General features: G+C 70.6%; 20 protein-coding genes and 1 pseudogene. 9 read left to right on the top strand and 12 right to left on the bottom strand.

Annotation, left to right across the window (positions count from 1 at the left end; translation table 11 throughout):
- Positions 1 to 7: 7 nt before the first annotated feature.
- Positions 8 to 1,183 carry a zinc-dependent alcohol dehydrogenase gene (locus DEW08_RS11045; protein WP_109327110.1) on the bottom strand — a complete coding sequence of 392 codons (1,176 nt, stop codon included), beginning with the start codon at positions 1,181 to 1,183 and terminating at the stop codon, positions 8 to 10.
- Positions 1,180 to 1,980: an SRPBCC family protein gene (locus DEW08_RS11040; RefSeq protein WP_109327109.1), complete on the bottom strand. Its 801-nt coding sequence runs from the start codon at positions 1,978 to 1,980 to the stop codon at positions 1,180 to 1,182. The genes DEW08_RS11045 and DEW08_RS11040 overlap by 4 nt, the downstream gene beginning before the upstream one ends.
- A gap of 202 nt (positions 1,981 to 2,182) precedes the next feature.
- Between DEW08_RS11040 and DEW08_RS11035 the strand changes: the two genes are divergently transcribed.
- Positions 2,183 to 2,827, top strand: coding sequence for an alpha/beta hydrolase (locus DEW08_RS11035; RefSeq protein WP_109329747.1), 645 nt, complete (start codon positions 2,183 to 2,185; stop codon positions 2,825 to 2,827).
- A 106-nt stretch (positions 2,828 to 2,933) separates the two neighbouring features.
- Here DEW08_RS11035 and DEW08_RS11030 read toward each other — a convergent pair whose 3' ends face one another.
- The 5 genes from DEW08_RS11030 to lgt form a co-directional block, all read right to left on the bottom strand.
- Positions 2,934 to 3,869 (bottom strand): ribose-phosphate pyrophosphokinase, encoded by a 936-nt coding sequence (locus tag DEW08_RS11030; protein WP_109327108.1) that lies wholly within the window; start codon positions 3,867 to 3,869, stop codon positions 2,934 to 2,936.
- Between the two features lie 183 nt (positions 3,870 to 4,052).
- A complete protein-coding gene (locus tag DEW08_RS11025) occupies positions 4,053 to 4,508 on the bottom strand; it encodes a bacteriohemerythrin (RefSeq protein WP_109327104.1) in 456 nt (151 codons plus the stop codon).
- Between the two features lie 154 nt (positions 4,509 to 4,662).
- Positions 4,663 to 5,430, bottom strand: a complete 768-nt coding sequence (gene pgeF, locus DEW08_RS11020; RefSeq protein ID WP_109327103.1) for a peptidoglycan editing factor PgeF — start codon at positions 5,428 to 5,430, stop codon at positions 4,663 to 4,665.
- A gap of 40 nt (positions 5,431 to 5,470) precedes the next feature.
- A complete protein-coding gene (locus DEW08_RS11015; RefSeq protein ID WP_109327098.1) occupies positions 5,471 to 6,589 on the bottom strand; it encodes a class I SAM-dependent methyltransferase in 1,119 nt (372 codons plus the stop codon).
- A gap of 4 nt (positions 6,590 to 6,593) precedes the next feature.
- Positions 6,594 to 7,400 carry a prolipoprotein diacylglyceryl transferase gene (gene lgt / locus DEW08_RS11010; RefSeq protein ID WP_109327091.1) on the bottom strand — a complete coding sequence of 269 codons (807 nt, stop codon included), beginning with the start codon at positions 7,398 to 7,400 and terminating at the stop codon, positions 6,594 to 6,596.
- Between the two features lie 294 nt (positions 7,401 to 7,694).
- Between lgt and DEW08_RS33165 the strand changes: the two are divergent.
- The 3 genes and pseudogenes from DEW08_RS33165 to tcuB all read left to right on the top strand — a co-directional run.
- Positions 7,695 to 8,528, top strand: a pseudogene (locus DEW08_RS33165) (FAD-dependent oxidoreductase); the annotation flags it as partial.
- Complete coding sequence (locus DEW08_RS33160) at positions 8,459 to 9,121, top strand: FAD-binding protein (RefSeq protein ID WP_281262057.1); 663 nt, start codon at positions 8,459 to 8,461, stop codon at positions 9,119 to 9,121. The pseudogene DEW08_RS33165 and the gene DEW08_RS33160, both read left to right, overlap by 70 nt.
- Positions 9,108 to 10,295 (top strand): tricarballylate utilization 4Fe-4S protein TcuB, encoded by a 1,188-nt coding sequence (gene tcuB / locus DEW08_RS11000; protein ID WP_109327090.1) that lies wholly within the window; start codon positions 9,108 to 9,110, stop codon positions 10,293 to 10,295. The genes DEW08_RS33160 and tcuB overlap by 14 nt, the downstream gene beginning before the upstream one ends.
- Here tcuB and rfaD read toward each other — a convergent pair.
- The 4 genes from rfaD to DEW08_RS10980 form a co-directional block, all read right to left on the bottom strand.
- Positions 10,225 to 11,211, bottom strand: a complete 987-nt coding sequence (gene rfaD, locus DEW08_RS10995; protein WP_109327089.1) for an ADP-glyceromanno-heptose 6-epimerase — start codon at positions 11,209 to 11,211, stop codon at positions 10,225 to 10,227. The two genes, tcuB and rfaD, sit on opposite strands and share 71 nt — an antisense overlap.
- 121 nt (positions 11,212 to 11,332) lie before the next feature.
- Positions 11,333 to 13,051 (bottom strand): 2-isopropylmalate synthase, encoded by a 1,719-nt coding sequence (gene leuA / locus DEW08_RS10990; protein WP_109327088.1) that lies wholly within the window; start codon positions 13,049 to 13,051, stop codon positions 11,333 to 11,335.
- A 438-nt stretch (positions 13,052 to 13,489) separates the two neighbouring features.
- Entirely contained in the window at positions 13,490 to 14,209 is a 720-nt protein-coding gene (locus tag DEW08_RS10985) for an LrgB family protein (protein WP_109327087.1), read from the bottom strand.
- Positions 14,206 to 14,571: a CidA/LrgA family protein gene (locus DEW08_RS10980; protein ID WP_109327086.1), complete on the bottom strand. Its 366-nt coding sequence runs from the start codon at positions 14,569 to 14,571 to the stop codon at positions 14,206 to 14,208. Before DEW08_RS10980 ends, DEW08_RS10985 begins: the two co-directional genes overlap by 4 nt.
- Before the next feature lie 193 nt (positions 14,572 to 14,764).
- Between DEW08_RS10980 and DEW08_RS10975 the strand changes: the two genes are divergently transcribed.
- The 4 genes from DEW08_RS10975 (at position 14,765) to DEW08_RS10960 (ending at position 18,419) form a co-directional block, all read left to right on the top strand.
- A complete protein-coding gene (locus DEW08_RS10975) occupies positions 14,765 to 15,373 on the top strand; it encodes a 50S ribosomal protein L25/general stress protein Ctc (protein WP_109327080.1) in 609 nt (202 codons plus the stop codon).
- Positions 15,374 to 15,481: 108 nt separating this feature from the next.
- Complete coding sequence (gene pth / locus DEW08_RS10970; RefSeq protein ID WP_109327078.1) at positions 15,482 to 16,054, top strand: aminoacyl-tRNA hydrolase; 573 nt, start codon at positions 15,482 to 15,484, stop codon at positions 16,052 to 16,054.
- Positions 16,055 to 16,145: 91 nt separating this feature from the next.
- Entirely contained in the window at positions 16,146 to 17,246 is a 1,101-nt protein-coding gene (gene ychF / locus DEW08_RS10965) for a redox-regulated ATPase YchF (RefSeq protein WP_109327077.1), read from the top strand.
- 297 nt (positions 17,247 to 17,543) lie between these two features.
- Entirely contained in the window at positions 17,544 to 18,419 is an 876-nt protein-coding gene (locus DEW08_RS10960) for a putative bifunctional diguanylate cyclase/phosphodiesterase (protein WP_109327076.1), read from the top strand.
- Here the strand turns inward: DEW08_RS10960 and DEW08_RS10955 are convergent.
- A complete protein-coding gene (locus DEW08_RS10955; protein WP_109327074.1) occupies positions 18,340 to 18,864 on the bottom strand; it encodes an NUDIX hydrolase in 525 nt (174 codons plus the stop codon). The genes DEW08_RS10960 and DEW08_RS10955 overlap by 80 nt on opposite strands.
- Before the next feature lie 115 nt (positions 18,865 to 18,979).
- Here DEW08_RS10955 and DEW08_RS10950 point away from each other — a divergent pair, with 115 nt between their 5' ends.
- Positions 18,980 to 19,924 (top strand): LysR family transcriptional regulator, encoded by a 945-nt coding sequence (locus DEW08_RS10950; protein WP_109327073.1) that lies wholly within the window; start codon positions 18,980 to 18,982, stop codon positions 19,922 to 19,924.
- Positions 19,925 to 19,935: the final 11 nt, after the last annotated feature.

Below are 19,935 nucleotides of genomic sequence, written 5' to 3'. Positions count from 1 at the left end.
CTCTCCCTCATGGTGCGAACACGACCCGCATGCAGTGGTCGGTCTTCTTCTTGAACATGGCGTAGCCCTCCGGCCCGTCCTCCAGCGACAGCCGGTGGGTCAGCAGGTAGGAGGGGTCGAGCTCGCCCTTGCGGATGTGCTCGAACAGGCGCTCGGCATAGCGCTGGCCGTGCTGCTGGCCCATGCGGAAGGTCAGCCCCTTGTTCATCGCGGCCCCCATGGGGAACTTGTCGATCATCCCGCCATAGACGCCGACGATGGAGAGCGTGCCGCCCTTGCGGCAGCATTCCACCATCTGGCGCAGCACGGCGGGGCGGTCGCTCTCCAGCCCCATGGCCTGCTTGGTGCGGTCGTACCAGTATTCCAGCCCGGTGTCGTAGCCGTCGGCCTCCATCCCCACCGCGTCGATGCAGACGTCGGGGCCGCGCCCGCCGGTCATCGCCTGCAGCGCGTCGAAGACGTCCACGCGGGTGTAGTCCAGCGGCTCCGCCCCCGCCTTCATCTGGGCGGCCTGCAGCCGGTCGGGATAGCGGTCGATGGCGATGACGCGTTCCGCCCCCATCAGGTAGGCGCTGCGGATCGCCATCTGCCCGACGCCGCCGCAGCCCCAGACGGCCACCAGGTCGCCCGGCCTGATGCCCGCCATGTCGGCCGCCATGTAGCCGGTCGGCGCCGCGTCGGAGACGAAGACCGCCTGCTCGTCGCTCACGCCCTCCGGCACGCGGAAGCAGTTGAAGTCGGCATAGGGCACCCGGATGTACTCGGCATGGCTGCCGGCATAGCCGCCGAAGGCGTGGCTGTAGCCGAAGATGCCGGCGGTGCAATGGCCGTAGGCGGCCTCCGAATACTGCGGCTTGGGGTTCGAGTTGTCGCAGAGCGAGGAGTCGCCGTTCTCGCAGTGCCAGCATTTGCCGCAGCCGATGATCGACACGGTGATCACCCGGTCGCCGCGGTTGAGATAGCGCACATCCGGTCCCTTCTCGACGATCTCGCCGAGGAACTCGTGGCCGATGATGTCGCCCGGCCGCATCGTCGGGACATAGCCGTCGAGCAGATGCAGGTCCGACCCGCAGACCGAGGACAGGGCGACCTTCACGATCACGTCATGCGGGTTGAGGATGCGCGGATCCTCGACCCGCTCGACCCGCAGGTCGTTCACGCCGTTCCAGCAGAGCGCCTTCATTCCATCCCCTCCTGCATCCTGCCCCGGGTCCCGCGCGTGCCGTGCGGCTGCCCCTCGATGGTCGGCAGTTCCCCCGTCTCGATCAGCCGCTTCAGCCGGCGCAGCGCCTCGCGGCTCTGCTGCTCCGGCGCGCTGCCGAACAGGCGGGACACGGCGCGACCGCCCGCCCCCGCCGGGGGGCGGTAGACCAGCGTCAGCCGGACCTCGGTCCCGCGCCCGCCCGGCGCCGGCGCCAGCATGAAGGAGCCGCGGTGGGGCAGTTCCGCCCCCTCCAGCGTGTGCCAGGTGATCAGGGCATTCTCCTCGACCTTGTCGAGCGTGGAGGTCCAGCACAGCTCGACCCCGCCGGGACCGCGGGCGATCCACCGGCTGTCCTTCTCCGACAGCACGTCGACCCGCTCCAGGTGGCTCATCAGCCTGGGCAGGTTCGCGACGTTGCGCCAGAAGCGGAAGATCGTCTCGGGCGGGGCGGCGATGGTCACCACCGCCTGGGTCGTCGTCGGCTCCTCCGCCACCGGCAGCAGCCCCGCCACGCCGCTGCGCAGGCCGTCCGGCAGATGCGCCTCGCCCAGCCCCTCGCGCAGGGCGCGGGCGACCGGAACGCCGGCGGCCCCCGCCAGGAACAGCCCGCCGCCCAGCGCCATCAGCGCGGCCCCGGCCCAGGAGCCGCGGCGCGCCCCGGCCAGCCCGAGCGCCGTGCCGCCGAGGATCGCCGCCCAGCGCTCCGCCGCCCCGGCCTCCCCCACCGGCAGGCCGCCGTCCCGCCCGTCCCGCGAAACCATCTGCGAGGATGTCATCTCCCCTCCTTGCCCGCCCGTCGGTCCGGTCCACCCATCGGTCCGGCCGCCATCCGGGGCGCTGTTTCCGCTCCGTCGCGTATCCCAGGCAGGAACAGCCGGGCTGGGGCTTCGTCTCGCATGCCGGAAGGCGCAGAGGGGCAAGGCAACAGCCGGCGCCCCGAAGTGTTACCGGAAGGACGCTCGGATGAGGGAGGAGGCGATGCCGTTGCTGACTGCGGAGGTCGAAGACCCGGTGGAGGACGGATATCGCCCGGTCGTGATGGAGACCGATCGCGGGCCGGTCGCGGCGCGCTACTACCCGGCGGCGGACGCCCGTCTGGCGGTGCTGTGGATCGGCGGCGTCGGCGGCGGGTTCGACACGCCGGCCCGCGGCCTCTATCCCCGGCTGGCGGCGGATCTGGCGGCGCGCGGCGTCGCCTCGCTGCGGGTGCGCTTCCGCGAGGCGGGCGACATGGAGGACTGCGTCTACGACGTGTTGTGCGGCCTCAGCTTCCTCGGCCGGGAGGGCATCCACCATGTGGCGCTGGTCGGCCACTCCTTCGGGGCGGCGGTGGCGATCCAGGCGGCGGCGTCGAACCGCGGGGCGGTCTGCACGGTGATCGGGCTAGCCTCCCAGGGCTACGGCACCGACCCGGTGCGCGACCTCGCCTGTCCGATCCTGCTGGTCCATGGCGAGGCCGACGAGATCCTGTCGCCCGCCTGCTCGCTGCACATCCACCGCTTGGCGCGCGAGCCGAAGAAGCTGGTGCTGATGCCGGGCTCCAGCCACTGCCTGGACGAAACGGCCGAAGCGGTCTGCCGCGAGGTCAAGGAGTGGCTCGACCGCACGCTGATCGATCCTTGAGAGGCCGGCCCCCCGCTCCTGAAAGGCCAGTCCGGAAAGCGGAACGCCCGCCCCCACGGTGGTGGAGGGCGGGCGTTCCGGTCCGGTAAAGCCGGGAAGACAGGCGTCAGGTGAACAGGCTCGACACCGACTTCTCCTCGCTGATGCGCATGATGGCCTCGGCGAGCAGCGGGGCGATGGTGAGCTGGCGGATATTGCGGGAGACCCGCACCGCCTCGGTCGCCTGGATGCTGTCGGTGGTGACGAGCTGGACCAGCGGCGACACCGCGACGCGGGCGACCGCGCCGCCGGACAGCACGCCGTGGGTGCAGTAGGCATGCACCGACTTGGCGCCGGCCTCCATCAGGGCGACGGCGGCGTTGCACAGCGTCCCGCCGGAGTCGACGATGTCGTCCAGCAGGATGCAGCGGCGGCCCTTGGCGTCACCGATGATGTTCATCACCTCCGACACGCCGGCGCGCTCGCGCCGCTTGTCGATGATGGCGAGATCGACGTCCAGCCGCTTGGCCAGCGCGCGGGCGCGCACCACGCCGCCGACGTCGGGCGACACGATGGTCACCTCGTTCACGTCCTCGAAGCTGGTCCGGATGTCCTTCTCGAACACCGGGGCCGCCATCAGGTTGTCGGTCGGGATGTCGAAGAAGCCCTGGATCTGGCCGGCATGCAGATCCATCGTCAGCACGCGGTTGGCGCCGGCCTGGGTGATCAGGTTGGCGACCAGCTTGGCCGAGATCGGCGTGCGCGGACCGGTCTTGCGGTCCTGCCGGGCATAGCCGTAATAGGGAATGACCGCCGTGATGCGCCGGGCCGACCCGCGCCGCAGCGCGTCGATGGTGACCAACAGCTCCATCAGGTTGTCGTTGGCCGGGAACGAGGTGGACTGGACGACGAACACGTCCTCGCCGCGCACGTTCTCGAGGATTTCGACGAACACCTCCATGTCGGAAAACCGGCGCACGCTCGCTTTGGTCAGCGGCACGCCGAGACAAGTGGAGATGGCCTCGGCCAGCGGACGGTTGCTGTTGCCGGCAAGCACCTTCATCGCAGTCGGCTCTCTCTGCAGGGAAACGGCTCAAGGAGCCGCCCCGGCCAAGGCCCGGATGGCACCCCTTGAAAACGCGGCGGACCATAACAAAGGGCCGTGCCCATGTAAACGTTCGATGACGGTCCCCCACCCGTCGAAGGGAAATCGGCCCTGCGGCACGAGCATGGCCGCGGCCGTGCGTCATCGCACCGCGTCCCGGCCCTGCCCCTGGCCGTTGCGCGGGGAAAGCTGCGCCTTGGCGATGTGGAGCTTCATCCGCAGGTCGGCCTTGGCGAAATGGTCGAGGAACCAGAAGGGCAGGAGCTGGTCGGCCTTCTGCTTCACATAGCCGAAGGAGAAGGCGGACTCCCCGGCCTGCACCTGCTCCATGATCTCGTCGAGCAGCACGCACAGCCGGCGGTGCTGGGCACGGTGTTCGGCCAGATGCGGATAGCCGATGGCCGCCTGCACCTTCTCCTCGCGCAGGAAGTGGCGGCGGCTGTGGTCGCGCAGCTCCTCCAGGACGGCGGAGGCCAGGGGACGGCCCTCCTCCCCGGCCGGAAGGACGAGGAAGCGGCGGATCAGCGCGATCTCCTCCTGGTGGTCCCGGTCGAGGCCGCCATTGTCCAGCGCCATCGCGTCGCGCCATTCGAGCATCGCGGCCGTCTCCCCTCCCCCGGCGCCACCGCTCCGGAAGAGATCATCCGATGGAAGTACCGGTGGTCATCATCGCCCAGATAACCTTCGTCTTCAATCGATTCGGAGACCGAACAGTCCCGTCCCGGACGTTCCGCGGCGGCGTTCCCGCCGGTCAGCCCTGCAGGACGATGGCCGACAGGCCCCGGCCGTAATCCGGCTCGCCGCGCAGGCAGGAGCGGCGGTAGCTGAAGAAGCGGTCCTCCTCCGCCACCGTGTCGTTGGGGCAGCGCTGGATCACCTCCACCCCGGCATCGCCCAGGCGGCGGGTGACATAGGCCGCGAGGTCGAACAGGAAATGGCCATCGCGCCGGGCCGGGGCGAAATAGTCGCGGTTGCGCGAATCCTCGTCGAGGAAAGGTGTCGGGAACTCCGGACCCACCTCGTAGGAGCGCTGGGCGATGCAGGGACCGATGCAGGCGACGATGCGGCCGGGCTTGGCGCCCAGCTCCACCATGCGGGCGACGGTGGCCTCCAGCACGCCGCCCTTGGCGCCCTTCCAGCCGGCATGCGCCGCCCCGATCACCCGCGCCTTGTTGTCGGCGAACAGCACCGGCGCGCAGTCCGCCGTCAGGATGCCGAGCGCGATGCCGGGCACCGCGGTCGCCATGGCGTCGGCCTGCGGCGCCTCCTCCGGCGCCCAGGGGGTCTCGACCACCACGCAGGTCGGGCTGTGGACCTGATAGCAGGTGACGAGATTCTCCGGCGCCACTTCCATCCGGGCGGCGGCGCGGGCGCGGTTCTCGCGCACCGCGGCCGGCGCGTCCTTGGAGCCGAGCCCGCAGTTCAGCGAGCCGTAGAGGCCGGTGGACACACCCCCGGTGCGGGTGAAGAAGGCATGGCGGATATGGGTGATGTCGTTCAGCGCACCGAGCGTGATCACTGCCCCGGTCCCTTCCTTGTATGGTCTCTTGGTCCAGCTCTTACGGGGTCTCGAACCCGGCGGGCGGTCCCAGCCCCGGGCTGGTCAGGGCGAGGACCTTGAACAGGGTGCCCATTTGGGCGGGTTCGATCAAGCGGGCCAGCGCGCCGCGGATGTCCGCCGCCTGCGCCGGACTCGCCGATTTCTCCAGGATCTGCGCCCTCTGCCGGATGCCCAGCCGCACCAGCCACTCCCCCTGTTCCACCGGCCCGAAGGCCTCGGCCCCGCCCTCGCGCGCCGCCGCGGCGATGGTGGCGAAGTCGACATGGGCGGTCAGGTCGGCCTCTCCCGGCGACTCCAGGACCGGCGCATAGGCGTGGCGGCGCAGCGCCTGGAGGGTGTCGCCGACCGCCGGGCCGACGGCATGGCCGTAGTCGATGGCGACCGCCGCCCCGGGATGGGCCGCCAGCCGGGCGCCGATCGTCCGCGCCACCGCCTGCGATGCCGGGGAGACCTCCACCACGCTGCCCTCCGGCGCCTCGCGCAGCCGGTCCGGCACCAGCCGGGCGCCGGAACTGCCGAAGGCCTCCAGCACGAAGCGGAAGCGCGGCTCCTCTTCGGTCCCCGCCGGATCCAGGTCGACCAGCCGCTCGAACCAGCCATGGCCGGTCTTCTGCACCTGGCGGACCGGCAGGGCGTCGAAGAACTCGTTGGCGATCAGCAGGGTCGGCCCCTCGGGCACATCCTCCAGCCGGTCGTGCCACTGCACGGCCCCGCCCGGCGTCTGGCTCAGAGTCTGGCGCTGGCGCTCCCGCAGGGTCGGGCTGGTCTCCACCAGATGAACCTGCACCGCCTGCCGGAAGGCCGGCACGACGGAGGCGGCGCGCAGCGCGTCCTGCATCAGCGTGCCGCGCCCCGGCCCCAGCTCCACCAGATGGAACGGTGCCGGCCCGCCCAGCCGCGCCCAGCTGTCGACGCACCACAGCCCGACCAGCTCGCCGAACATCTGGCTGATCTCGGGCGCGGTGGTGAAGTCGCCGGACACGCCGAAGGGGTCCCGGCGCATGTAGTAGCCGAAGCGCGGGTGGCCCAGCGCTTCCGCCATGAAGGCGGCGACGCTCAGCGGCCCGTCCATCAGGATGCGGCGGGCGAGATGGCGGGCGAGCGTCTCGGCGGCCATGGCGTCAGACCGCCAGCGGCTGGTGGCGGGCGCGCAGCACCAGCCACAGCCCGATCAGCACCATGGGCAGCGACAGCAACTGCCCCATGGTCGCCCCGGCGAACAGGAAGCCGAGCTGCGGGTCGGGCTCGCGGAAGAACTCCACCACGATGCGCGACAGGCCGTAGCCGATCAGGAACAGCCCGCCGATGGTGCCCGGCCGGCTGCGCACGGACGGCATGCGCGCCAGCACCGCCAGAATGACGAACAGCACCGCCCCTTCCAGCGCCGCCTCGTAGAGCTGGCTCGGATGGCGGGGCAGTTGCAGCGGGTCGCGCGGGAAGACCATCGCCCAGGCGAAGTCCGGGGCCGGGCGGCCGTACAGCTCGCCATTGATGAAGTTGGCGATGCGGCCGAAGAACAGACCGATGGGGGCCGCCGCGGCGATCAGGTCGCCCAGCGCCAGGAAGGAGATGCCGCGGCTGCGCGCGAACAGGAAGATCGCCAGCAGCACGCCGGTCATGCCGCCGTGGAAGGACATGCCGCCGTGCCAGACCTGCAGCGCGTCCAGCGGGTTTTCCAGATAGTAAGGCAGGTTGTAGAACAGCACATAGCCGATCCGCCCGCCCAGGATGGTGCCGACCACCGCCCAGGTCAGGAAATCGTCGAAATCCTCCGGCGACGGCCGGCCGGGCGTGACGCGGGCCAGCGACAGGCAATAGCGCCAGCCCAGCACGAAGCCCGCCAGATAGGCCAGCGCGTACCAGCGGATCACCACCGGCCCGACGGCCAGCGCCACCGGATCGATGGCGGGAAACGGGATGGCGAGCATTCGGTAAACCCCCTCGGCCAGGTGACGGCCGGCAAGCGGCCGACGGTGGAGCCGTCCGGTCGATCGTCCGGAGTCGGGCGCTCCATCTTATTGAACCGGATATCTATTGGTCCGGACAGGCGATGTCAAAGCATCGCCGTACGGGCGCCGGTGCGCGTCCGGCAGGGCTGCCGGGCGTGATGTGGTGTCGCACCGGCATCCCGTGACACTGGCCCGCGGCGGCACAATGGTACACAAAGCACTGAACGATCCCTCCCCCGGCGCCGCCCCGCGGTTCCGGCCGCCCCGGCGACCATGGCTGTCCTCCCGTCCTCCGCTCTCCCGGCCTCCGATGCGACGCCCGCCGACGTCCTGGCCGACGTCCTGGCCGACGTCGTGGTGATGGGGGGTGGCGTCGCCGCCCTGTGCGCCGCCCTCTCCGCCCGGCGGGCGGGGGCCGTGGTCGTGCTGCTGGAGGCGGCCCCTCCCGCGCTTCGCGGCGGCAACGCCCGCCATTCCCGCAACATGCGGATCCGGCACGAGGCGCCGACGCCCTTCACCCCCGGCCGCTACGACGCCGAGGACTGGCGCACAGACCTGCTGCGCGCGACGCACGGCCGGACGGACGCGGCGCTGGCCGCCCTGCTGGTGCGGGAGTCCGGCGACATCGTCGACTGGCTCGCCGCCCATGGCGTGCTCTTCCAGTCGCCGGACGACGGGCTGCTGCCCTATTCCCGCAAGACCGCCTTCTTCCACGGCGGCGGCAAGGCGCTGGTCAATGCCCTCTACGCCACCGCGGCCAAAGCGGGCGTCGTCATCCGCTACGGCAGCGAGGTGACGGGGCTGGAGATCGCCGCCGGCCGGCCGCTGGCGACCGTCCGCGAGGGCGGAACCGAACGGCGGCTGGCCGCCCGCGCCGTCGTCGTCGCCTCCGGCGGTTATCAGGCCGACCGGGACTGGCTGCGGCGGCAGTGGGGCGAGGCCGCCGACGCGCTGGTGGTGCGCGGCACGCCCCATGCCACGGGACGGCCGCTGCGCGCCCTTCTCGACCTCGGCGCGGCGCCGGTCGGCGATCCCGGTTGGAGCCACATGGTCGCGGTGGACGCGCGTTCGCCGGACATGGATGGCGGGATCGTCACGCGGCTCGACGGCATGGCGCAGGGCATCGTGGTGGACGGGAGCGGCCACCGCTTCGCCGACGAGGGGGCGGAGACCGGGCCGGCCCGCTTCGCCGCCTGGGGGAGCGCCTGCTGCACCGGCAGCCGGCCTATCTCCTGTTCGATTCCCGGATCGAGCAGCGCTTCGCCCCGCCGCTCTATCCGCCGATCCGCGCCGGCAGCGTCGCGGCCCTCGCCAGGCAACTCGACCTCGACCCGGCAACGCTGGAGGAGACGGTGCGCACCTTCAACGCGGCGATCCGCCCGGGCGCCACCCCGCTGGACAGCCGCACGGTCGGGCTGGCCCCCGACAAGAGCCGTCTCGCCCAGCCCCTCGCGACTCCGCCCTTCGGAGCCATCCCGATGCGGCCGGGCATCACCTCGACCAACCAGGGGGTGCGGGTGGACCGCCGGACCCGCATCCTGACGACCGCGGGTGTCCCCTTGCCCGGCCTCTATGCCGCCGGCGTCGTCATGGCGCCCAACATCCTCGGCCGCGGCTACCTCGCCGGCGGCGCCATGACCATCGGGGCGGTGTTCGGCCGCATCGCCGGGCGGGAGGCGGCGGCCCATGCGCTCGCCTGACGCCCCGACCCCGGCCGCGGGGGAAAGCCCCGACGCCGCGGAGGCGCGGCGGGTCCTGCTGCTGTGCAACGCCTGCCAGTTCTGCGACGGCTACTGCCCGGTCTTCCCGGCGCTGAAGCGGCGGCGGACCCTGGCCGAGGCCGACCTGACCTTCCTCGCCAACCTCTGCCACAACTGCCGGGCCTGCTATCACGCCTGCCAGTACGCACCGCCGCACGGCTTCGCCGTCAACCTGCCGCGCAGCCTCAGCCTCGTCCGGCAGGACAGCTATGCCCGGCATGTCCGGCCGGCCCCGCTCGGGCGGCTGTTCCGGCGCAACGGGCAGGTGGTTCTGGGGTTCACCGCCGCCCTCGTCGCCGCCCTGCTGCTGGCCGCCCTGGCGCTGATCCCGGCGGAGCTGCTGTTCGCCCGCCATGCCGGGCCGGGCGCCTTCTACCGCCTCGTCCCCTGGCCGCTCATGGCCGGCGTCGCCGGTCTGGCCGCCGGCTGGGCGGTGCTGGCCGTGGGATGCAGCGTCGCCTCGCTGTGGCGCGCCATGGGACCGGCGCCACGCGCCGCCCTGGCGCCGTCGCTGTGGGAAGCGGTGCGCGACGCGGTGAGCCTGCGCCATCTCGGCGGCGGCGGGGCCGGCTGCAACGACCGGACGGAGCGCTTCTCGACCGTCCGGCGGCGCTTCCACCACGCCATGGCCGGCGGCATGGTGCTGTGCTTCGCCGCCACGTCGGTCGCCACGATCTACGACCACCTGTTCGGCTGGCCGGCGCCCTATCCGCTGCTCAGCCTGCCGGTGCTGCTGGGAACGGCGGGCGGGATCGGCGTGATGGCCGGGACCGCCGGGCTCGCCGCGCTGAAATGGCGGGCCGATCCTGGGCCGGTCGCCCAGGAGGTGCAGGGGACGGACCTCGCCCTGCTGGTCCAGCTCTTCCTGGCGGCGGCGAGCGGGCTTGTCCTGCTGGCGCTGCGCGACGGCCCGGCGATGGGCGTGCTCCTGCTCGCCCATCTCGGCATCGTGCTCGCGCTGTTCCTGACGGTGCCCTGCGGAAAGCTGCTGCATGCGCCCTTCCGCCTCGCCGCGCTGCTGCGCGACGCGCTGGAACGGCGGGTCAGCGGTAGGGGTCGGGCTGCGACAGGAAGTCCTGCACGTAGCGGCGCACCCCCTCCTCCAGCTCCGTGAAGGGCTGGTCGAAGCCGGCGGTGCGCAGCCGCTCCGTCTTCGCCTGGGTGTAGTACTGGTACTTGCCGCGCAGGTTCTCAGGCATGTCGAAATACTCGACGCGCGGCTCCAGCCCCATGGCGGCGAAGGTCGCCAGCGCCAGATCCCTGAAGCTGCGGGCCTTGCCGGTGCCGACGTTGAACAGGCCGCTGACCTCCGGATGGTCGTAGAGCCACAGCATCACGGCGACGCAGTCGTCGACATGGATGAAGTCGCGGAGTTGCCCGCCATCCTCGTAGCCGTCGAGATGCGACTTGAACAGGCGGGCGGGGTTGCCGGCACGAAGCTGCGGATACAGCTTGGCGACGACGCTCATCATGTCGCCCTTGTGCTGCTCGTTCGGGCCGTAGACGTTGAAGAACTTCAGTCCGGCCCACTGCGGCGGCGCGATGTCGCCGTTGGCGACCACGCGGGCGATCCGGCGGTCCACCAGATGCTTGGACCAGCCATAGGCGTTGAGCGGCCGCAGCCGCGCCAGCCCCTCGCAGGAGCCGTCGTCGTCGAACCCGGCCGAGCCGTCGCCGTAGGTCGCCGCCGACGAGGCGTAGATCAGCCGGCAGCCGCGCCAGGAGCACCAGCGCCAGAGGTCGAGCGTCAGCGCGACGTTGTTGGCGACGATCTTGTCGACGTCCCGCTCGGTCGTCGCCGAGATGGCGCCGAGATGGAAGACGGTGTCGATCTCCGCCGCGTTCTGGTCGAGGAAGGCCAGCGTCGCCTCGGGCGCCACCAGCGTCGCCACCTCGCGCTTGGCGAGGTTCTGCCATTTCTCGCCGTCCTCGAAGCGGTCGATCACCGCCACCTCGGTCAGCCCGCGCTGAGCCAGCGCCGCCACAAGGTTGGAGCCGATGAAGCCGCCCCCGCCGGTGACCACGATCATGCCGGATGTCCGCTGTTGCCTGACGCTGGCGCCCTTATAGGCGCCGCGGCCCGACGGGGCAAGCCGGCCCTCTCCCGCCCCGCCGGGGCACGGGAAAGGGCGCGGCCGTCAGCCCCCGCCCTTACTTCGCCGCGCGGTTGGCCGCGCTGATCAGCGCGCGCAGCGAGGCGGTCACGATGTCGGCGTCCAGCCCGACGCCGAACAGGGTGCTGCCCTCGCCGGTCTTCACCTCGACATAGGCGCAGGCCTGGGCGTCCTCGCCGCTGCCGACCGCATGCTCGCGGTAGTCGACGACGTGCAGGTTCAGCCCCATGCCCTGGCGCAGCGCGTCCAGGAAGGCGTCGATCGGGCCGTTGCCCTTGCCCTTGATGGTCAGCGGCTTGCCGTCGCGCTCCACCACGGCGGTCAGGGCGCGCGGGCCGCTGTTCGGGCCGCGCGGCTCGGTGCCGTGCTCGACCAGGGCGAAGGGCTTGTCGTTCTCCAGATACTCGGCGACGAAGGCGGCGTGGATGTCGGCCGGGGCCAGCTCCTTCCCCGTCTCGTCGGCGATGCGCTGCACGATCTTGGAGAACTCGATCTGCAGGCGGCGCGGGATCTGCAGGCCGTAGTCCTTCTCCAGCACATAGGCGATGCCGCCCTTGCCGGACTGGCTGTTGATGCGGATCACCGCCTCGTAGCTGCGGCCCAGATCCTGCGGGTCGATGGGCAGGTACGGCACCTCCCACTTGCCGGTGTTGGACTTGGCCAGCGCCTTCAGCCCCTTGTTGATGGCGTCCTGGTGCGAGCCCGAGAAGGCGGTGAACACCAGCTCGCCGGCATAGGGGTGGCGCGGATGGACCGGCAGCTGCGTGCAGTATTCCGACACGCGCACCAGCTCGTTGATGTCGTCGATCTGCAGGCCGGGGTCGACGCCCTGGGTGAACAGGTTCAGCGCCAGCGTCACCACGTCGACGTTGCCGGTGCGCTCGCCGTTGCCGAACAGCGTGCCCTCCACCCGGTCGGCGCCGGCCAGCATGCCCAGCTCGGCCGCCGCCACAGCGGTGCCGCGGTCGTTGTGCGGATGCAGGGAGATGATGGCGCAGTCGCGGTTCTTCAGGTTGCGGCAGAACCACTCGATCTGGTCGGCGTGGACGTTCGGCGTCGACATCTCCACCGTCGCCGGCAGGTTCAGGATGACGCGGTTCTGCGGGGTCGGCTGCCAGACCTCCATCACCGCCTCGCAGATCTCCAGCGCGAAGTCCAGCTCGGTGCCGGTGAAGCTCTCCGGCGAATACTGCAGCACGATCTCCGTCTCCGGATGCTCGGCGGCCAGCTGCTTGACCAGCCTGGTGCCGGCGACGGCGATGTCGATGATGCCCTGGCGGTCCAGCCCGAACACCACGCGGCGCTGCAGCTCGGAGGTCGAGTTGTACAGGTGGACGATGGCGCGCTTGGCGCCCTTGATGCCCTCGAAGGTGCGGCGGATCAGCTCCTCGCGCGACTGGGTCAGTACCTGGATGGTGACGCCGTCGGGGATCTTGCTGCCGTCGATGATCTCGCGGCAGAAGTCGAAATCGGTCTGCGAGGCGGCCGGGAAGCCGACCTCGATCTCCTTGAAGCCCATGCGCAGCAGCATGTCGAACATGGCGCGCTTGCGGTCCGGCCCCATCGGCTCGATCAGCGCCTGGTTGCCGTCGCGCAGGTCGACCGAGCACCACATCGGCGCCTTGTCCAGCGCACGGTTCGGCCACTGGCGGTCGGTCAGCTTTACCGGCGGGAAGGGCGTGTACTTGATGTGGCCGTTGCGGCCGGCTTCGCTGCGGTCGGTCCGGCTGGCGGCGGGGGAAGCGACGTGGGTCATGGCGCCTTGGTCTCTCCTGCTGGCCCCGGGTCCGGCCTCTCTCGGAGGGTCTTCGGCCGGGGCGTCGTACTCGCGGTCTGCAATGCGGGCGGGCCGGCTTTCGCTACAGCCGCTGAGCCGCCGGTCGGGCTCAGCGACCGCCCGTAAGTCGCAGCCCCGGCCTCGTCGCCCGGGAGACGGCGGATCCGCCGATGAACCTGTGATCGCTCATGGGAAAAGACACTTCGACCGATAAAAAAGAAGACGAACGCGCAACTGCCCGGACGCTTACAGCGCCGGGTCGATAAGTCGAAGAAGGGCGTTCTGGCGGTCGATGCTGGTCATGACGCGCACTGTGCGCAGGCAGGATGGTCCTGTCAAGCCCGCATTGCCCGTCCGGCCGCCGCAGCGCAACATCCGCCGGGACTCTCCTCCGGAAGATGGCCGGCCTCGGAAGAATCAGAAGAAGAGGTGGTACAGCGCCGGCAGCAGCATCGCGGTCGCCAGCCCGTTCAGCCCCATGCCCAGCCCGGCGAAGGCGCCGGCCACCTCGTTGACCTGCAGCGCGCGGGCCGTGCCGATGCCGTGCGCCGCCACCCCCATGCCGAAGCCGCGCGCCCGCCAGTCCTTCACCCGGACGAGGTTCAGCACCCAGGTGCCGAAGGTCGCGGCGATGATGCCGGTCAGGATGACCAGCACGGCGGTCAGCGACGGCAGGCCGCCGATCTGCTCCGACACGCCCATGGCGATGGGCGAGGTCACCGACTTCGGCGCCAGCGACAGCAGCGTCGCCTTGGAGGCGCCGAAGGCCCAGGCCAGCGCCACCGCGCTGAGGGCCGAGGCGGCCGAGCCGACCAGCAGCGCCACCACCAGGGCCGGCGCCGACTGCCGCACCTCGCTGAACTGGTTGTAGAGCGGCACCGCCAGCGCGACCGTCGCCGGACCCAGCAGGAAATGCACGAACTGGGCGCCGTCGAAATAGGTCTTGTACTCCACCCCGGTCAGCGACAGCGTGACCGCCAGCAGCAGCACGGCGATCAGCACCGGGTTGAAGACCGGGCGGCGCCCCAGCCGCTCGAACACCCACAGCCCGGCCTGATAGGCCACCAGGGTGAGCGTCAGCCCGGCGAGCGGGCTCGCCGACAGATAGACCCAGAGGACGTGGAGGTCGGTGTTCACGGCGCGCCCTCCCCGTCGTCCTGCGCCGGGCGGCGCAGCATCAGGCTCATCACCTTGGCGGTGACGGCGATGCCGAACAGCGTGCTGCCGAACAGCGCGATCACGATGGGCAGCGCCTCGGCCTCCAGCCGGCCGGCATGCACCATCACCCCGACGCCCGCCGGCACGAAGAGAAGCGAGAGGTGCCGCAGCAGCCCGGCCGCCGCGTCCTGCAGCGGGTGCGGGACATGGCCGCGCGCCAGCAGGCCGGCGAACAGGATCACCATGCCCAGCACCGGGCCGGGCACCGGCAGGCCGGTCAGCCGCACGGCCAGCTCGCCGACGAGCTGGCAAATCAGAAGGATGGTCAGGGATCCGAGCATCAGGATGGTTCCGACAGGTTCCGGTTGGTCGCCGGCCAGCGTCCCGCAGAGTGCCGCACCGGATCAAGCCGCGATCGGCGCAGGGGAACGCGCCCTACCCCGCACTTGACGCCGGGCGCCCGGGGAGCTATGACCGCGCCACCGCGTCGGCACCCCTGGAGGCCGGCGCCTTTTCTGTTTTCAGGAGCACATCATGACCAAGATCGTTCCGCTCGGCGCACAGGTGCGCGAACGGGCCGGCAAGGGGACCGCCCGCCAGACCCGCCGCGATGGCCGCATTCCGGCCGTCATCTACGGTGGCAAGCAGGCTCCTCTCAGCATCTCGCTCGAGAAGTTCGAGTTCAACCGCGTCCTCAGCCAGCCGGGCTTCTTCACCCACCTGTACGACGTGACCGTCGACGGGACCGCCCACCGCGTGCTGCCGCGCGACGTGCAGTTCCACCCGGTCACCGACCTGCCGCTGCATGTCGACTTCCTGCGCGTGACCAGCGACACCCGCGTCGTGGTGCATGTCCCGGTCGAGTTCGCCGAGCAGGACAAGTCCCCGGGCCTGAAGCGCGGCGGCGTGCTGAACATCGTCCGCCACTCGCTGGACCTGGAAGTCCCGGCCGACAGCATCCCGGAGCAGGTGACCATCTCCTGCGAGGGCTTCGATGTCGGCGACTCCATCCACATCTCGGCGGTGAAGCTGCCGGAGGGTGCGGTGTCGGTCATCACCGACCGCGACTTCACGATCGCCACGATCGTCGCTCCGTCGGGCCTGAAGTCCGAGGAAGCCGCCGCCCCGGCGGCCGAGGGCTGATCCCCTCCGAGCCTCCGGACCGGGTGTTTACAGCGGGGGGCTTCGGCCCCCTGCTTCGTTTTCGGGCCTCCCCTGATCCGGCCCGGACTTCTGTGGAGATCGCATCCCATGCTGCTGCTGGTCGGATTGGGCAATCCCGGCGCCGAATATGCGCGCAACCGGCACAACATCGGCTTCATGGCGGTGGAGGCCATCGCCCGCCGCCATAATTTCGGCCCGTGGAAGAAGCGCTTCCAGGGCCAGACCTGCGAAGGCACCGTCGCCGGCGAGAAGGTGCTGGCGCTGGAGCCGCTGACCTTCATGAACGTCTCCGGCCAGTCGGTCGTCGCCGCCCTGCAGTTCTTCAAGCTGAAGCCGGAGAACGTCGTCGTCATCCATGACGAGCTCGACCTGCCGCCCGGCAGGATCCGGGTGAAGAAGGGCGGCGGCCATGGCGGTCACAACGGCCTGCGCTCCATCGACAGCCACATCGGCAAGGACTACTGGCGCATCCGCCTGGGCATCGGCCATCCCGGCAACAAGGATCTGGTCAGCGGCTACGTGCTGCACGACTTCGCCAAGGCCGACCAGAGCTGGATCGACCCGCTGATCGACGCCGTCGCCGACAACCTGCCCCTGATGGTCGACGGACAGCCCGAGCTGTTCATGAACAAGGTGACGGTGGCGACGCAGGGGAAGTGACGCCCGTCTCCCCCACTTCCCGTTTGCTCTTTGCGCGCCCACGTAGGATAAAGCGCTCCAATTTCCAGCATTTCCGACGGCGAGCACCCTCATGGGCTTCAATTGCGGCATCGTCGGCCTGCCCAACGTCGGCAAGTCGACCCTGTTCAACGCGCTGACCGCCACCCAGGCGGCGGAGGCGGCGAATTTTCCCTTCTGCACCAAGGAGCCGAACGTCGGCCGCGTCGGCGTGCCCGACCCGCGGCTGGACAAGCTGGCGGAGATCGCCAAGTCGCAGAAGATCATCCCAACCCAGCTCGAATTCGTCGACATCGCCGGGCTGATCCGCGGCGCCTCCAAGGGCGAAGGGCTGGGCAACCAGTTCCTCGCCAACATCCGCGAGGTGGACGCCATCGTCCATGTGCTGCGCTGCTTCGAGGATGACGACATCACCCATGTCGAGGGCAACGTCGATCCCCTGCGCGACGCCGAGGTGGTCGAGACCGAGCTGATGCTCGCCGACATGGAAAGCCTGGAGCGCCAGCTCACCAGCCTCCAGAAGAAGGCCAAGGGCGGCGACAAGGACAGCAAGGTCAAGGCCGACCTGATGGAGCGCGCGCTCAAGGTCCTGCAGGACGGCAAGCCCGCCCGCGTCGTCGAGGTGAGCGAGGAGGAGAAGCCGGTCTTCAAGCAGTTCATGCTGCTGACCTCCAAGCCCGTGCTCTACGTCTGCAACGTCGAGGAGGCCTCGGCCGCCACCGGCAACGGCTTCTCCGCCAAGGTCGCCGAGAAGGCCAGGGCCGAGAATGCCGGGATGGTCGTCATCTCCGCCGCCATCGAGTCCGAGGTCGCCCAGCTCGCCGACCCGGCCGAGAAGGCCGAGTTCCTGGAATCGATGGGGCTGGAGGAGACCGGCCTCAACAAGCTGATCAGGGCCGGCTTCCAGCTTCTCGACCTCATCACCTTCTTCACCGTCGGTCCGAAGGAGGCGCGCGCCTGGACCGTGCGCCGCGGCGCCAAGGCTCCGGAGGCCGCCGGCGTCATCCACACCGACTTCGAGCGCGGCTTCATCCGGGCCGAGACGATCGACTTCGAAAGCTATGTCACGCTCGGCGGCGAACAAGGCGCCAAGGACGCCGGAAAGATGCGCCAGGAAGGCAAGGAGTATGTCGTCCAGGACGGCGACATCTTCCACTTCCGCTTCAACGTCTGAGATACGGCGAACGACTGTTCGACGGGCTGATCTTTATTCATGGCGGGGCCGGTCTCTTGTCACAGAGGCCGGCCCATTGTTTTTGTCCGCTAATTGTCACACGTTGCCCCGTCGTTAACTCTTCCGCGCAGGGCCGGGAACCGGTTAACTACCCCTTATAACAAGGTTAACAAAAACTTACCGGCGCTGTTTATGCCCGAGCCGGGGCTTGTGGCCAAGGGATGGCAAGGCGGCGGATGCCAAGATGGCGGATGCCGGTCCGGCGGCTCCCGGGGCCGACGGTTGTTGGGGGACAGGATGGCGGCGAACCGGATTGCCAACGACGATGGGGCGCCGTCCGAGGGACAGGACAGCTTCCTCGACCGGGTCCGCGACGCCATCGTGCATGACGAGATCTCGCTGGCCTACCAGCCGCAGGCGGACACCCACGGCGGGCAGCTCACCGGCTTCGAATCCCTCGCCCGCTGGCGGCTGCCGGACGGCACGGTGATCCCGCCGGACGTCTTCATCCCGATGGCCGAGAGCAGCGACGCCATCCATCTGCTGGGCTCCTGGCTGCTGCAGCGCGCCTGCGAGACGGCGGCCGGCTGGCTGAAGGCCGGGCTGCCCGACCTCCCCATCGCGGTCAACGTCTCCGGCCGGCAGTTCGACGACCCCGGCTTCGCCCGCACGGTGCTGGGCATCCTCATCGACACCGGCCTTCCCGCCGCGAACCTGAAGCTGGAGCTGACGGAGACCGCGCTGTTCACCCACAGCGTCACCGCGCGGGAGATGCTGACGGAGCTGCGCGGCGCCGGGGTGCGGCTGGTGCTGGACGATTTCGGCACCGGCTATTCCTCGCTGGCCCTGCTGCGCCGGGTGCCGGTGGAATCGCTGAAGATCGACAAGAGCTTCGTCCAGGCCATGGTGACCGACCGCGACGCGGCGGCGATCGTCCATGCGGTGGTGGAGCTGGCCCATGCGCTGGGCATGACGGTGATCGCCGAGGGGGTGGAGACGACGGAGCAGCTCCACTATCTCCGCGCCTTCCGCTGCGACCGCATCCAGGGTTACCTGCTCGGCCGGCCGATGGCTGCGGCGGAGGTGCCGGACTTCATCGCCCAGCTCCAGCGCCAGCCGCCGGAGAGCCGGATCGTCCCGCCGCGGAGCGTTGATCGGCCGACAGGGCAATGACCCGCCGGGTCTCGTCCCACTCCGTCAGCGCGGCGGCCTCGTCGGGCGTCGCCCAGCGGGCCTCCAGCGCATCGTCGGCGCAGGCCGGATCGCCCGCCACCCAGTCGGCCGCGACCTCCACCAGCGTGTAGTGGAAGCGGACGCGGCCGGCCTCGTCGCGGGTGATGCCGTCGACCACCGTGACCACCCCGGTCGGCACGACGGTCAGGCCGGTCTCCTCGCGAACCTCGCGCACCGCCGTCTCGAACACCGTCTCGCCCACCGCCTGGGCGCCGCCCGGCAGCGCCCACTGGCCGAGCCGGGGCGCCCGGCCCCGCCGGATCAGCAGCACCCGGTCGTCCCGCCACACCACCACCCCCACCCCGACCCAGGGGCGGTCGGGGTACTCGCGCCGTCCGCGGTCGCCCTCCGGGCGCTCGGCGGGGGCGGCGTTCGGATCGCTCATGGGATCGGCCCTTTCCTGGTTCCGGGTTGCGCTTGACCCGACGCTATCCCACCTCGACAGTGGGAGGCCAGACCGGTTGCCGCCCGCATCTTCCTCCGTCGGCAGGATGCCCGATATGAAGCTGAACGAGATCCGCACCTTCGTCACCGTCGCCGAGGCGCAATCGGTGCAGGAGGCCGGCAACCGGCTGGGGCTGACCCAATCGGCGGTGTCGCGCCTGATCCAGCGGCTGGAGGCGGAGCTGGGGGTGGTCCTGTTCGACCGCCAGTCGAAACCGCTGGTGCTGACCCGCGACGGCGAGCTGGCCCTGGCCCATGCCCGGCGCATCCTGGCGGCCACCGCCGACCTGACCGGCGCCTTCGCCGGTTCGGCGGAGCCGCGCGGGCTGCTGCGGCTGGGGGTGGCGCATGTCCTGCTGCAGACCACCGCCCATGCCCCGCTCGACGATCTGCGCGCCCGCTTCCCCGGCCTGACCCTGCGGCTGCATTCCGACTGGAGCACGCCGCTGCTCGACCAGGTGCGCAACGGCTCGCTCGACGGGGCTGTGGTGCTGACCCATGACGACGACACGCCGCCGTCCGAGCTGGACAGCGTCTGCCTCAGCCGGGAGGAGGTGCGGGTGATCGCCGCCGCCGGGGCGCGAGACCTGCCGCCGACGCTGGCCGCGATGAACGCAACCGGCTGGGTGGTGCAGCCGGAGGGATGCCGCTACCGCAGCGCCATGGCCCACGCGCTCGGCCGCAGCGGCCTGACGCCCAACGTGACCGTCGAGGCGTTCGACCAGACGCTGCTGGTGTCGCTGGTCGCCCGCGGCGTCGGATACGGGCTGGCGCCGCTCCGGCTGATCGCCCGCACGGCCGACGCGGCGCGCATCCGGCCGGTCGCGGTGCCGGACTTCTCCCTGACCATCGCCGTCTGGCTGGTGCGCGGGCGCAATGTCGGGCGCGCCGGTATCGCGCTCGACGCACTGGAGGACAGCCTGCGGCACGAGCTGTCGCTGCCGGCCGAGCCGCCGGCCCGCTCGCTGGAGTGTCTCGCCCTGCATTCCGCGGCGGAATGATACGATTGACC

It is taken from the genome of Azospirillum thermophilum (genome assembly GCF_003130795.1).
Taxonomy (GTDB): domain Bacteria; phylum Pseudomonadota; class Alphaproteobacteria; order Azospirillales; family Azospirillaceae; genus Azospirillum; species Azospirillum thermophilum.
This window is presented reverse-complemented; position numbering and strand designations above follow the sequence as displayed.